Annotated in this window: 10 protein-coding genes and 1 tRNA gene; 6 read left to right on the plus strand and 5 right to left on the minus strand. The window is 60.1% G+C overall.

Going from position 1 to position 13,615, the window contains the following annotated elements; all coding sequences use genetic code 11:
* Positions 1-109 precede the first annotated feature (109 nt).
* From J0X15_RS06635 to J0X15_RS06645, 3 genes are all read left to right on the plus strand, one after another.
* Positions 110-859, plus strand: a complete 750-nt coding sequence (locus J0X15_RS06635; RefSeq protein WP_206939079.1) for a competence/damage-inducible protein A — start codon at positions 110-112, stop codon at positions 857-859.
* Positions 860-905: 46 nt separating this feature from the next.
* On the plus strand, positions 906-1,415 hold the full coding sequence (gene gpt / locus J0X15_RS06640) for a xanthine phosphoribosyltransferase (protein WP_206939080.1): 510 nt from the start codon (positions 906-908) through the stop codon (positions 1,413-1,415).
* A gap of 273 nt (positions 1,416-1,688) precedes the next feature.
* Positions 1,689-2,378 (plus strand): L,D-transpeptidase, encoded by a 690-nt coding sequence (locus J0X15_RS06645; RefSeq protein WP_206939081.1) that lies wholly within the window; start codon positions 1,689-1,691, stop codon positions 2,376-2,378.
* A gap of 491 nt (positions 2,379-2,869) precedes the next feature.
* Here the strand turns inward: J0X15_RS06645 and sfsA are convergent, their stop codons facing one another.
* From sfsA to J0X15_RS06660, 3 genes are all read right to left on the minus strand, one after another.
* Entirely contained in the window at positions 2,870-3,574 is a 705-nt protein-coding gene (gene sfsA / locus J0X15_RS06650; RefSeq protein WP_206939082.1) for a DNA/RNA nuclease SfsA, read from the minus strand.
* Between the two features lie 80 nt (positions 3,575-3,654).
* Positions 3,655-5,037: a TrkH family potassium uptake protein gene (locus J0X15_RS06655; RefSeq protein WP_206939318.1), complete on the minus strand. Its 1,383-nt coding sequence runs from the start codon at positions 5,035-5,037 to the stop codon at positions 3,655-3,657.
* Between the two features lie 464 nt (positions 5,038-5,501).
* Positions 5,502-5,587, minus strand: a tRNA-Leu gene (locus J0X15_RS06660).
* Between the two features lie 254 nt (positions 5,588-5,841).
* Between J0X15_RS06660 and map the strand changes: the two genes are divergently transcribed.
* The 3 genes from map to J0X15_RS06675 all read left to right on the plus strand — a co-directional run bounded on the left by map (position 5,842) and on the right by J0X15_RS06675 (position 9,915).
* Positions 5,842-6,672 (plus strand): type I methionyl aminopeptidase, encoded by an 831-nt coding sequence (map, locus tag J0X15_RS06665; protein ID WP_206939083.1) that lies wholly within the window; start codon positions 5,842-5,844, stop codon positions 6,670-6,672.
* Positions 6,673-6,727: 55 nt separating this feature from the next.
* The gene (gene radC, locus J0X15_RS06670) at positions 6,728-7,474 is read left to right on the plus strand and encodes a RadC family protein (protein ID WP_206939084.1); all 747 of its coding nucleotides are present in this window, start codon (positions 6,728-6,730) and stop codon (positions 7,472-7,474) included.
* 149 nt (positions 7,475-7,623) lie between these two features.
* A complete protein-coding gene (locus tag J0X15_RS06675) occupies positions 7,624-9,915 on the plus strand; it encodes a putative bifunctional diguanylate cyclase/phosphodiesterase (protein WP_206939085.1) in 2,292 nt (763 codons plus the stop codon).
* Here J0X15_RS06675 and J0X15_RS06680 read toward each other — a convergent pair.
* A complete protein-coding gene (locus J0X15_RS06680) occupies positions 9,912-10,895 on the minus strand; it encodes an ArgK/MeaB family GTPase (RefSeq protein WP_209015117.1) in 984 nt (327 codons plus the stop codon). The two genes, J0X15_RS06675 and J0X15_RS06680, sit on opposite strands and share 4 nt — an antisense overlap.
* A 47-nt stretch (positions 10,896-10,942) precedes the next feature.
* Positions 10,943-13,606: a pyruvate, phosphate dikinase gene (ppdK, locus tag J0X15_RS06685; protein WP_206939087.1), complete on the minus strand. Its 2,664-nt coding sequence runs from the start codon at positions 13,604-13,606 to the stop codon at positions 10,943-10,945.
* Positions 13,607-13,615 lie beyond the last annotated feature (9 nt).

A 13,615-nucleotide genomic window follows, 5' to 3' on the forward strand; every position in this document is an offset into this window, starting at 1 on the left:
CGGATTTCTGCGGTCTTTTTCCCCGCATAACTTGAGCCTTGCCTCAGCTTGGGCTAAAGCCAACCACCATTCAAATGTGGCCCAGGATCGACACGGGAGCGCTTGGCCGATGGCAGATGCGTCGCAAGAACCAGTTACCGCCGGCTTTGTCGTCATTGGCGACGAAATTCTTTCCGGGCGAACCAAAGACAAGAACATCGGCTTTCTGGCCGAGTATCTCACCGCTCTCGGCGTTGACCTTGTAGAAGTGCGGATCGTGCCGGATGTGCGCGAGCGCATCGTCGAAGCCGTCAACGCACTGCGGGCACAATACACCTATGTCTTCACCTCCGGCGGCATTGGTCCGACCCACGATGACATCACCGCCGACAGCATCGCCGCCGCCTTTGGCGTCTCCATCGACGTCGACCCGCGTGCCCGCGCAATCCTGGAAGAGCATTACGGCAGCCCCGAGCTTCTGACCCCGGCCCGCCTGCGCATGGCACGCATTCCCGCAGGCGCCGATCTGATCGAGAACGCCGTTTCCAAGGCACCCGGCTTCCGGCTTGAGAATGTCCACGTCATGGCCGGCGTGCCCTCCATCATGCAGGCCATGGTCGATGCCATCGCGCCAACTCTGAAGACCGGCGCCAAGATGCTGTCACGCACGCTGGATGCAGACCTGCCGGAAAGCCGGCTGGCAGAACAGCTCGGCCGCATTCAGGACGCCAACCCGCAGACGCTGATTGGCTCCTACCCAAGGTCCACCGATGGCCGCTTCACAACGCAGATTGTCGTTCGCTCGCGCAGTGAACACGACTTGAATACCGCGGCGGATGCCGTGGTAACCGCTATTCGGGACGCTCAGGCGCGCACGTGATGCATCGCCGGGCCTCCCTGCCCGAAAAAGATTGAAAGGCACAGACATGGAAAATCCAGAACAGAACAAGGCGTTTCCCGTTTCCTGGGACATGTTCCACCGCGATGCCCGGGCGCTGGCCTGGCGCTTGTCCAGCCAGGGCGAATGGAAGGCCATCGTCTGCATCACCCGCGGCGGGCTGGTTCCAGCCGCGATCGTGGCACGTGAGTTGGGCATCCGCACCATCGAGACCGTCTGCATTGCCTCCTACCACGACTATGAGAACCAGGGTCAACTGCAGGTGATCAAGCCGGTCGATCCGAAAGTGGTTGATCTGGAAGGCGGCGAAGGCAAGGGCGTTCTGGTCATCGATGATCTTGTCGACACCGGCAAGACGGCTCAGGTCGTGCGGGAAATGCTGCCCAAGGCGCATTTCGCCACGGTCTATGCCAAGCCAATGGGTGTGCCGATGATCGACACCTTCATCACTGAAGTGTCTCAAGACACCTGGATCTACTTCCCCTGGGATATGGGATGGCAGTTCCAGCCGCCGCTTTCCAAGGAAACCCGCGGCTAATCTCCCCGATTGGTGGCTTCGCGGCCACAGTGCCACAGCAAGGGCTTCACGAAGTGCGTGTTCTCACGCACCTGTGAGGCCCTTGCCACGTTTAAGGCGCAATTTCGGATTTTACGGGACTCCAATAAGTTGACTTGGAACGGTGACGTATTTGGAGCGTTGGTCCTTCGAACCCGTTTCTTGTCTATGAACCCGTTTCTTGTCTATCAAGACATTGCTGGCATTCTGATCGCAGCGTCCGGCTCAGCAGTATTTCCTTACCAAGGCTCGTGAATGTCCCTCTCCCGTCGTAGTTTCATTGTTTCGGCCAGCGCCGCCCTTCTGGCTGGTTGCGCCTCCAACTCACGCCCCATGCCGCAGGCAATGGCGCCCACACCCGGCACCCTCCGCCGCATCGATCCGGCCTATGTGCAGATGTACTCTGCGCTGCCGCAGGAACGCTTCCCGATCCCAGCCGTCGACCTGCAAAAGATCGATCCGGTCTATTACCGCCAAATTGTCGATTATCCGACATCCGAGCCCGCCGGTACCATCGTCGTCGATACGCCCAACCGGTTCCTCTATCTGACAATGGAACACGGCAAGGCCATGCGCTACGGCGTCGGCATTGGTCGTGACGGCTTCACCTGGAGTGGCGAGGCGCGGATCGCCTACAAGCGTGAATGGCCGACCTGGACACCGCCGTCCGAAATGATCGACCGCCAGCCGGAGCTGGAAAAATACCGCAATGGCATGCCGCCAGCGCTGGACAACCCGCTCGGTGCCCGTGCGCTCTACATCTTCCAGAACGGCAAGGACACGCTCTACCGGCTGCATGGCACCTCGGAAGACTGGTCCATCGGCAAGGCCGTCTCCTCAGGCTGTGTCCGCCTGCTACACCATGACGTCATTGACCTCTACAACCGGGTCCCCAAAGGCACCCGCATTGTCGTCCGCCAGGCCAGCATGCCCGGCGTCTCCTGATCCAGAAAGGCAGGCCTCCGAGCCTGCCTTTTTAGTCTGGGACGACCGTAAAATCGAACGCACGCCGCAGTCCCGGCCTCGAGCCGGAACGGCAGAGAAATGCGACTTTGGCGCTCATGTGACGAGGGTCTTGCAATCTCAATGAGCCCACCTCTCGGGCTCACCGGTCCCGGCTCTGCGCTTTGACTTGGCCGGGATGACGATGGCGGGCGTTTAAGACGACAAACTCACCCTCGTACCCCACCTCGCCTGCGTCATTCCGCACGCAGCGCGAGCGAAGATGCGGAACCGGGGATCCATGTACCCCCTCACTCCCCCCTCTCCGCCGTCATCCTCGGGCCTGACCCGAGGATCCATGCCGTTCCGTTTCCACGCACTCAGGCTGTACCGAGACGTGAGGAAGCGGCATGGATGCCATGGCCGGGACATTGCATGACGCAAGGGGCGGGGGAATTTCGAGAAGGTGGTGACCACCTTGGAAAGACGGGCGTCTAGATCAGCAACTCTACCGGCCGGTCAGCGTCGATGCTGTCGAGTGTGATGCTGCAGCCGATGGCATAGACCTCGACGCCCGCTGCCTTGGCAAGCCGGAAGGCCTCGGCATAGGTGGGGTCGATGTCGCCAGCCAGCGACAGGCGGTCACAATCGGGCCGTTGCACCAGGAACACCATCGCTGCCCGATGGCCCTCAGCCACCATGTCGCCCAGTTCCGCCAGATGCTTGGCACCGCGTGCAGTCACACTGTCGGGAAATTCCGCCAGTCCCGGCTGACGCATCAGATGAACGTTCTTGACCTCCACATAGGTCAGGCTGCCGTCTTCTGCCTGCAGCAGAATGTCGATACGCGAGTTCTTGCCGTATTTGACCTCGCGTCGCAGGCTGGCAAAACCTGCCAGCCGAGGAATGCGACCAGTCACCAGCGCCTCTTCCACCAACCCGTTCGGATGTGCGGTGTTAATGCCCACCAGCGCACCATCGGCCTCCATGATTTCCCAGGAATAGGCCAGCTTGCGCTTCGGATTGTCCGACTTGGACAACCAGACACGGGCGCCCGGCTGCTTCAGACCCAGCATCGACCCCGGATTGGCGCAATGCGCCGTGATCTCGGATCCGTCGGCATCGAGCACCACATCCGCCAGAAACCGCTTGTAACGCTTGACCAGACGGCCACTTTCCAACGGCACAGAAAATTTCATCGCACAAACCCCAGCCGTGATCGATCGCGCGGCAGAACCACCCGCATCAAAAAGAACAAATCATAAACACTGAAGGTGGTTTAGCGCGACCAGAAATCCGGGTCAAGCAGCACCAGAACGGTAAACAGTTCCAACCGGCCAAGCAGCATCGCAAACGACAGCAGCCACTTGGCCCCGTCTGGGAGTGGCGCGAAATTGCCAGCAGGCCCAATCACCGGCCCAAGACCCGGACCGACGTTGCCGACAGATGTCGCCGCAGCCGATACCGCCGTCACCAGGTCCAGTCCGAAGAACGACAAGGCCAGGGTGATGACCCCAACCGACCCCAGATAGACCACGAGGAAGGCCAGAACGGAAAATGACAGCTCCGGCGTCAGACGAGTACCGCCATATTCTTCCGACATCACCCGGTTTGGCCGGACCATGCGGCGCAGATGCGCCCGCACCGTGCCGAAGAACACCAGAAAACGGAAGATCTTGATGCCGCCTGTCGTCGAGCCCGTACACCCTCCGACGAATTTCAGCAGCAACGCAATGCCGATCACCGGGGCGCCCCACTGGGTGTAGTCTCCCAGAGCGTAGCCGGTGCCAGTCACAATCGACACCACATTGAAGGTGGCCTTCAGCAGCGCTTCATCGAAGGGGAAGTTCATTTCCACCCCGAGATAGACCGTCAGCACGAGCGAGACGATGGCCAGAAAGCCGATCAGCGCGCGCACTTGCGGGTCGCGCCACAGCAGCAGCGGTTGTCCCCGCAGCGCCTGGATGATCAACACGAACGGCAAGGAGCCAATGATCATGAACACCACGGCAACCCAGCCCGAGGCGGGATTGGTGAAATAGCCGAAGGACTGATCATGGGTGGAATAGCCGCCGGTGGCAATCGTCGTCAGCGCGTGATTGAACGCATCGAAGAGATCCAGCCCCGTGGCGATGTAACAGATGATGCAAAGCACGGTGAGGAACAGATAAGCCAGCCCCAGCAGGCGGATCAGCTCGACCGAGCGCGAAACGATCTTCTCGGAGCGATCCGAATTCTCGCTCTGGAACAGCTGCATTCCGCCAATGCGCAGGAAGGGCAAAAGCACGATGGCCATAACGATGATGCCGACGCCGCCCATCCACTGCATGATCGACCGCCACACCAACAGGCCGGGCGGCAGATTGTCCAGTCCGGACAGAACCGTCGAGCCGGTCGTGGTGAACCCGGACACAGCCTCGAAAACCGCATCCGCATAGCCAACCCCGAGCCAGAGAAACGGCAGGGCACCGAAGGCTGGCAACGTCGCCCAGGACAGGGTGGTCAAAATGAAGGTCTGGCGGGTATCAAGCCCCTCGGACAGCGAACCGCCCATGGCAATGGACAAGAGCAGCCCGACCATTCCGGTCAGCAACGAGGAGAAGACAAAGGTCTGCCAATCAGCGTTTTTGGCGGCAACATCGACAATAGCGGGAATCAGCATGGCCGTAGCCAGGCCGACATACAGAAACCCCAAGACGTTGAGAACAGGTCGAAGAGAGATCAATCGGTCTTTTCCCGCCAGCTCGGCTTTTCTTGTCACGCCTTCCAGGTCAGGCCACCCCGGCCTTGCGGAAGTCATGGCCCCACAGTCACTTCAACTGGCACCCGCCGTCAAAGCTGTCCTTCCCTACACTGGAAGCATGGCTTTGCCAATGTTTTCAGGGTCAGGCGAACGCCGCAACGCCGCTCAGTCGCGGACTGTTCACAGGGATCGACACAGAGCGCCAAGAAAGGCCGCATCCGCCTTCACGGCCTGCGCCGCCACGAGAAATCTTCTCAGACAGCTCAAAGGGCGGTAGCGCCGGAAAAAACCCGCTTAAGCAGCCCAAAAGGGCGGTAGCGCAAGAAAAACCCGCTCAAGTAGCCCAAAGGGCGGTAGCGCAAAGGGCGGTAGCGCAGGAAATATGGTGCGGGCAGCCGGACTTGAACCGGCACGACCTAGGGTCGAGGGATTTTAAGTCCCTTGCGTCTACCAATTTCGCCATGCCCGCATTGGTACGCTTTTTTTCTCGGTAGCCGCTGGGGGCGTTTGACGCAAGCCGCAATCGTTGCTTTCGAAAAGCTTTTCACTGCGCGCAGGCTTCCGCTCTAGATTTCTGAGCCTCAAGCGGATATTTCAGGCTGAAATCCTGTGCTACAGTTTCTCCGAAGGTGGATGCGCGCGAAGCTGTCCGTTTCGCGCCAATCTTTCAAGACATTGCCGAGCATCAGACAGCCAGAACTTCAAAGCCGAGCAGAAGCCCCTATGGTCACCTACATCGATGCCACCACAGCCCCCATGAAGAACACCGGACAGGTCCGTCTTTATGGTCCCGAGGATTTTGAGGGCATGCGCAAGGCATCGCAACTGACCGCGCGGTGCCTGGATGAGCTGGCAGCGATGGTCAAGCCAGGATTGACCACACAGGCCATTGACGACTTCGTCTTCGAGTTTGGCGAGGCCCATGGCGCCCTGCCCGCCACGCTGAACTACCGTGGCTATACCAAGAACACCTGCACCTCGATCAACCATGTGGTCTGTCACGGCATTCCCAACGACAAGCCGCTGAAGGATGGCGACATCGTCAACATCGATGTCACATATATTCTCGATGGTTGGCACGGCGACAGCTCGCGCATGTATCCTGTGGGCACGGTCAACCGCAAATCCGAGCGGCTGATGGAGGTCACCTACAATTCCCTGATGCTGGGCATCGAGGCGGCCAAGCCCGGCAACACCACAGGCGACATCGGCCACGCCATCCAGACCTATGTCGAGAGCCACCGCTATTCCGTTGTCCGGGATTTCTGCGGCCATGGCGTCGGCAAGTTGTTCCACGACGCGCCCAACATCCTGCATTACGGCCGCCCCGGTGAAGGGGTGGAGCTGAAGCCGGGCATGATCTTCACCATCGAGCCGATGGTGAACACCGGCCGGCCGCAGGTTAAAGTGCTCAATGACGGCTGGACCGCCGTGACCCGTGACCGGTCGCTGTCTGCCCAGTACGAACATTCCATCGGCATCACCGCCGATGGCTGCGATATTTTCACCCAGTCGCCTGCGGGGCTGCACACCCCGGGGCTGACGATCGACTGAACGGGCCAAACGGAAAAGAGCAAAGCCCCAAGGCCCGTGGCCAACGGGAGGGCGCATGGAGAACGAGCAGCCGGGTTTCAATGACAAGGCCCTTGCCAAGGATCCAGCGAAGGATCCGGCAACCGGAGACCCCAACGACCACATCGGTCATCGGCAACGTTTAAAACAACGTTTCCGACAAAGCGGGGGCTCGTCCCTGCAGGATTACGAACTTCTCGAGCTGCTACTGTTTTCCGCCCTGCCACGTCAGGACACCAAACCCATCGCCAAGGCGCTGCTGAAGAGGTTCGGCAGCTTTGCCTCGGTGATTGGAGCGCCACGGGCTCGACTGAAGGAAATCACCGGCGTTGGCGACAGCGTGGTCGACACCCTGAAGGTGACACAGGTCGCCGCACAGCGGCTGATCATACGCGAGGTCGACGAGCGCGAACCGCTCTCCTCCTGGTCGAAGGTGATGGACTACATCCACATCGCCATGGCGCATGAGACAGTGGAAGAGTTCCGCATCCTGTTTCTCGACAAGCGCAACGGCCTGATCGCCGACGAGGTGCAGCAAAAAGGCACCATCGATCACACACCCGTCTACCCCCGCGAAGTCATTCGCCGGGCGCTCGAGCTTTCCGCCAGCGCCATGATTCTGGTGCACAATCACCCCTCGGGCGATCCGACCCCATCACGCGCTGACATTCAGATGACACGGCAAATAGCGGAAATCGCGAAGCCTCTGGGCGTCGAGGTCCATGACCACATCATCGTCGGGCGCCAGGGCCAGGTCAGCTTCAAGGGCCTGCAGCTATTGTAAATTCAACTGATAAGTAATTTACCCAACGTCACTTACAGATAACCTACAAAAAATCGCCCAACCGACTGGACTTAAACGGAATTAACCAAGTAACTCCTGAATTTCTTAACTCCCCAGGTGCGAGATTGCACTCTGTGGAGGAATGCGGAATGAAGTCGGAAATCGAGCCATCAAGCAGGCGAATCGCGAATGTGATCATCGTCCCGATGATTGTTGTGGTCGTTTTGGCCGTCGCCGGTGTCTTCGCTGTTTTGCTCTGGTCTGCAAGTGTGTCCAACGAAACCGCCAAGCAAAGCAAGCAACAGCTCGTCACTGGCACCATGAACGTGCTGTTGATGGAGCATGCGAGACGTCAGCAGGAATCGGCCCTTTCCGACAGGACCTACATCCGCGCCGCCAAGGGCATCGAGCAAAAGCAGTGGCTGCAGTACAACATCGGACAGCGGCTCTATGACAGCGACAGTTTTCAAAAAAGCCTGATCCTCGACCACGCCTATCAGCCCTTGATGCAATTCAATGCTGAAGGGGACACCGCCTTTTACACTCCGCATGTGAAGAACCAGATTTTCGGCTCCGTTGCCCGTGTCCGCGCCCGCACCATCCTGGAGTTTTACGAGGACAACCACCGCAGTCCGGTTTCGTCGCCGTCCCAGCACTTCGACCAGCGTTTCATCTTCGACACCGGCTACGCAGAAATGGACGGTGAGCTGTTCCTGTATTCGGCAGCCGCGATCCGTCCCGAGACAGCCGCATTCCCGGCCCCAAAGGCGTCACCTGCCGTTCTGATCTCCTTCCGCAGGTTCGACAGGGATCTTGCCGGAACAGTGGCGCGGCTGACCGGCGTGGAGAATCTGCGGCTGACGTTCAGCCAGTCACCTGAACCGGAACAGGCCTCGATTGAAATCCGCAACGTGACGGGACGCTCGATCGCCCATATCACCTGGAAGGGAGAACGCCCGGGCACAGCCCTGCTGGAGCGTCTCGCCCCGGTTCTGCTGATTCTGGCGCTTGCCATCATCGGCCTGACCATCGGTGTGATCGACTTCACCCGGCAGACCACGCAGAAGCTCGAAACCAACCAGGCAACGGCGCTCTACAACTCTCGCCACGACACCCTGTCCGGCCTGCCGAACCGCGATGAATTTTTCGACTTGTTACGCGTCGCCCTCTTGGAAGAGACCCCGGAAGCGACGCAGACGGCCGTGGTCTATATAGATCTGGACCGCTTCAAGGACATCAACGACACGCTCGGTCATGCCGCCGGTGACACGGTGATCTGCGCCGTAGCAAACCGACTTTCCTCCGTTCTGCCCGAGAAGGGCGTTCTGGCCCGTATCAGCGGCGACGAGTTCGCCATGTTCCTGCCTGGCTGCGATGATCCCGAACGCGTGGAAATGGTCCTCGCACGCTTCCAGGACTGCCTGACACGCCCGGTGACGGCCGAGCACACAGAGATCCATGTCAGTCTGTCAATGGGGGCCGCCCTTGCTCCGCAGGACGGAAACAGCCCCGGCGAGCTGATGCGCAAGGCCGACATCGCCCTTTACGATGCCAAGGCGTCAGGCCGCAGCCGCTGGTCGTTCTTCTCGTCATCGATGCAAGAACAGGTGCTGGCGAAGGATAAGCTGTCTCGAGAACTGCGCCACGCCATCGACAATGATTTGCTCGATGTGGCCTATCAGCCGCAGATCAGCCATGACGGTCGGCAGGTGACCTCCCTGGAAGCTCTGGCACGCTGGCGCCATCCGGAAATGGGAGCCATCTCACCGGTTCGCTTCATCCCATTGGCCGAAGAAACCGGACTGATCAACGATCTCGGCATGTGGATCCTGCGCCGCGCCTGTCGCGATGCAGACCAGTGGCCTCACCTGACCATCGCGGTCAATGTGTCCCCCTCCCAGTTCAAGCACCCCCGCTTTGTCGAACAGGTTCTGGAAACTCTGGAAACCTTCTCGATCCCGCCACAGCGGCTTGAGATCGAGGTGACGGAGAGCGTTTTTGCAAGCGACGAACACGCGATTCTCACCGCCATGAAACGCTTGAAGGATCTGGGGGTCAAAATCGCCCTCGATGACTTCGGCTCCGGCTATTCCAGTTTGAGCTACCTGAGAAAATTCCCCTTTGACACATTGAAGATCGACCGCTGCTTTCTCACAGCCTTCGACGATGGGGCCGAGGCACGCGCCATCGTCAAGACCATCATCGCCCTGGGCAAGGCGCTTGGTATGGAAATCGTCGGCGAAGGTGTGGAAACGATCGAGCAGCTGGACTTCCTGCTGGAAAACGGCTGCGACAGAATTCAGGGCTATTTCATAGCCGTGCCTTTGACACGGCCGCGCCTCAAGGAGTTTCTCGTCGTGCATGCCGAGGACATCGCCGCACAGAAGCATACGGCCTCAAACGCGCAGATCAGCCCAAAGGTACACAAGCTGCTGGGCTAGCTTTCACACGGTGAGATCCCTGCCTCGAATTCCCGGCTGAAGGCAAGAAAACGCTGGAACACGTCCTTGCCCGACAGACCCACGGGTTGATCCGGCGCCGCAGGCACAGCCATCTTTTCAAGGCCAAAGCTGCCGAACCGCTGACGGATCATCTCCTCCAGCCACAGTTCCTGTTGAGCGGCCCGCAACCGGCCGACGCCCTCCACCACCTGCAGATGATGTCTGTGCCCCTCCAGAGACTGCAACAGCATGTCCAGTCCGGTCCCCTCAGTGGAGGAAATCTCGACCACAGGCACAGTCCAGGTTTTTGCCGGATCGCGCTCCGTTGACGCGCGCTTGGAGAGCGAAAGTGCGCCGTTGATATCGGCCGCCGTCCGACGTGCTGCCGGACCCAAATCCGCCTTGGTCACGGCAATCACCTGAGGCAATTCCATGATGCCGGCTTTCATGAACTGCAAACTGTCCCCCGCCCCCGGCTGCATGCACAGGCACAGGGTGTCGCAGGCCGTCGCCACCTCGCCTTCCGACTGGCCGGTGCCGACGGATTCGAGGATCACCACGTCGAAGGCTGCGCGCAGCAGGGTGACAACGGCGAGCGCATGCTCCGACAAGCCTCCCAACCGGCGGCCAGCGGCCATCGAACGCACAAAGACGTCGGCGTCGTCAGGATCTGTCTGAAGGCGTGTCCGGTCGCCCAGCAAGGCACCGCCGGTGACGCGCGAAGAGGGATCAATTGCCAGAACCGCCACCCGTTGCCCACGCTCGCGGATCCGATGGATCAAGGCCCGCGTCAGAGTGGACTTGCCAACGCCCGGCGGACCAGTCAGTCCAAGTACATGCCCCCCATCAAGGCCCAGAAGACTGTCCAGGTATCCCGCAACAGTCGCTTCCTGACCGGCCGTCTCCAGCCGGGTGATCAGGCGAGAAAGTGCCCGTTTCGATAACACGCGAAGGGCGGCCGGATCGTAGAACTCATCCATGACCGCCCTCCTCATATTTCGCGCGCTTGCCATCACGGCTGAAGCAATCAGGCCTTTTTCAAGGCCGCCTGAGCGGCTGCCAGCCGGGCAATCGGCACCCGGAAGGGCGAGCAGGATACATAGTCGAGGCCGACGCTCTCACAGAAGTGGATCGACGCCGGATCACCGCCGTGTTCCCCACAGATGCCGAGCTTGATATCTGGCCGTGTGCTGCGTCCGCGCTCAGAACCGATCTTCACCAGCTCGCCAACGCCCTCCTGATCGAGCGACACAAACGGATCCTGTTCAATCAAGCCCTTGCTCTGATACGTGCCGAGGAAAGATGACGCATCATCACGGGAAATACCGAAGGTGGTCTGGGTCAGATCGTTGGTGCCGAAAGAGAAGAACTCCGCCGACTTGGCGATTTCAGCCGCCTGCAGCGCTGCACGCGGCAACTCCACCATGGTGCCGACCTGATAATCGACCTTGGTGCCGGTTTCCGCCATCACGGCATCTGCCGTCTTGACGATGACATCACGCACCAGATCAAGCTCACCCTTGAGCCCGACCAGCGGCACCATGATTTCCGGCACGACCGGAGAACCAGTCTCCTTGCCAGCCGCAATCGCCGCCTCAAAGATGGCTCGCGCCTGCATTTCGGCGATTTCCGGATAGGACACCAGCAGACGGCAGCCACGATGACCAAGCATCGGATTGAACTCTTCCAGAGCCAGCGCCCGCTCGCGCAGGGCATCCAGCGGCACGTTCATGGCAAGGGCCACGTCATTCAGCTCTGCAGGGGTCTTGGGCAGGAATTCATGCAACGGCGGATCGAGCAGTCGGACAGTGACCGGCAGCCCCTGCATGATAACGAAAAGCTCGGTAAAGTCCTTGCGCTGGATCGGCAACAGCTTCGACAGGGCGGAGCGACGGCCCTTCTCCGTCTCGGCGAGGATCATCTCGCGCACGGCGAGAATCCGTTCACCTTCGAAGAACATATGCTCCGTGCGGCAAAGCCCGATGCCTTCGGCGCCGAAGTTGAGCGCGACCTTGGCGTCTTGCGGGGTTTCCGCGTTGGTACGCACCTTCATCCGCCGCACTTTGTCAGCCCAGCTCATCAAGATGCCGAAGTCGCCGGACAGCGTCGGCTGCTGCATCGCCACCTGGCCGGACAGCACCTGGCCACTTGCACCATCGATGGTGATGATGTCGCCTTCCCGAAATGTCTTGCCGGCACAGGTCACGATGCCCTGACGGTAGTCAATCCGCAGCGTACCGGCGCCCGAAACACAAGGCTTTCCCATGCCACGTGCCACGACGGCGGCGTGCGAAGTCATGCCACCACGGCTGGTCAGAATGCCTTCCGCCGCATGCATGCCGTGAATGTCTTCCGGGCTGGTTTCCACCCGCACCAGAACCACCTTCTGACCGGCAGCCTTTGCAGCTTCGGCAGCATCAGACGAGAACACGATGGCGCCGGAAGCCGCGCCAGGCGACGCAGGAAGTCCGGTCGCGAAGATATCGCGCTCCGCACTCGGGTCGATGGTCGGATGCAACAACTGATCCAGTGCCGCAGGCTCCACCCGCATCACGGCTTCTTCTTCGCCGAGCAGTCCCTCGGCAACCATGTCGACGGCAATCTTCAGGGCAGCCTTCGCCGTGCGCTTGCCGGCACGGGTCTGCAACATCCAGAGCTTGCCTTTTTCAATGGTGAATTCCAGGTCCTGCATGTCGCGGTAATGCGCTTCCAGCTTGTCGCAGATCGTCTGGAACTCGGCGAAAGCTTCCGGCATCAAATGCTCAAGCGACGGGTTTTCAGAGCCCGCCTCGATCCGCGCAACTTCTGTAATGTCCTGTGGCGTACGAATGCCGGCAACCACATCCTCACCCTGGGCATTCACCAGAAACTCGCCATAGAGACGCTTGTCGCCCGTGGAGGGGTTGCGGGTAAAGGCAACACCGGTCGCCGATGTCTCCCCCATGTTGCCGAACACCATTGCCTGAACGTTGACGGCTGTGCCCCAGCTTGAGGGAATGTCTTGCAGGCGACGGTAGGTCTTGGCCCGGGTCGTCTGCCAGGAGCCGAAGACGGCGCCGATCGCGCCCCACAGCTGTTCATGCGGATCCTGCGGGAAAGGCTTTTCCAGCTCCTTCTCGACCAGCGCCTTGAACGTCTCGACAATGCCGATCCACTCGTCCGGTGTAATTTCCGTGTCGAGGGAATACCCCTTGGAGGCCTTGTGATCCTCCAGCACTTCCTCGAAATCATGATGGTCCATGCCCATCACCACATCCGAGTACATCTGAATGAACCGCCGGTAGCTGTCCCAGGCAAATCGCGGATCGCCGGAGCTTTCGGCAATCGCCTTCACCGTGATGTCGTTGAGGCCAAGGTTCAGCACCGTGTCCATCATTCCGGGCATGGAGACGCGGGCCCCCGAACGCACCGAGAGCAGCAGCGGATTGGTGGTGTCGCCAAACCGGCGTCCGGTTGCGTCTCCAACAGCAGCAAGCGCCGCCTCGACATCCCCTGCCAGGCTGTCCGGATAGGACTGACCATGGTCATAATAATAGGTGCAAACTTCCGTGGTGATCGTAAAGCCTGGGGGAACCGGAAGTCCGAGATTGCTCATCTCGGCCAGATTCGCGCCTTTGCCACCCAACAGGTTCTTCATGGTTGCAGCACCGTCAGCACTGCCATTGCCGAACCTGTAGACCCACTTGGTCATCTATCGTCT

This window comes from Roseibium limicola, assembly GCF_017313085.1.
In the GTDB taxonomy this organism is placed as follows: Bacteria; Pseudomonadota; Alphaproteobacteria; order Rhizobiales; family Stappiaceae; genus Roseibium; species Roseibium limicola.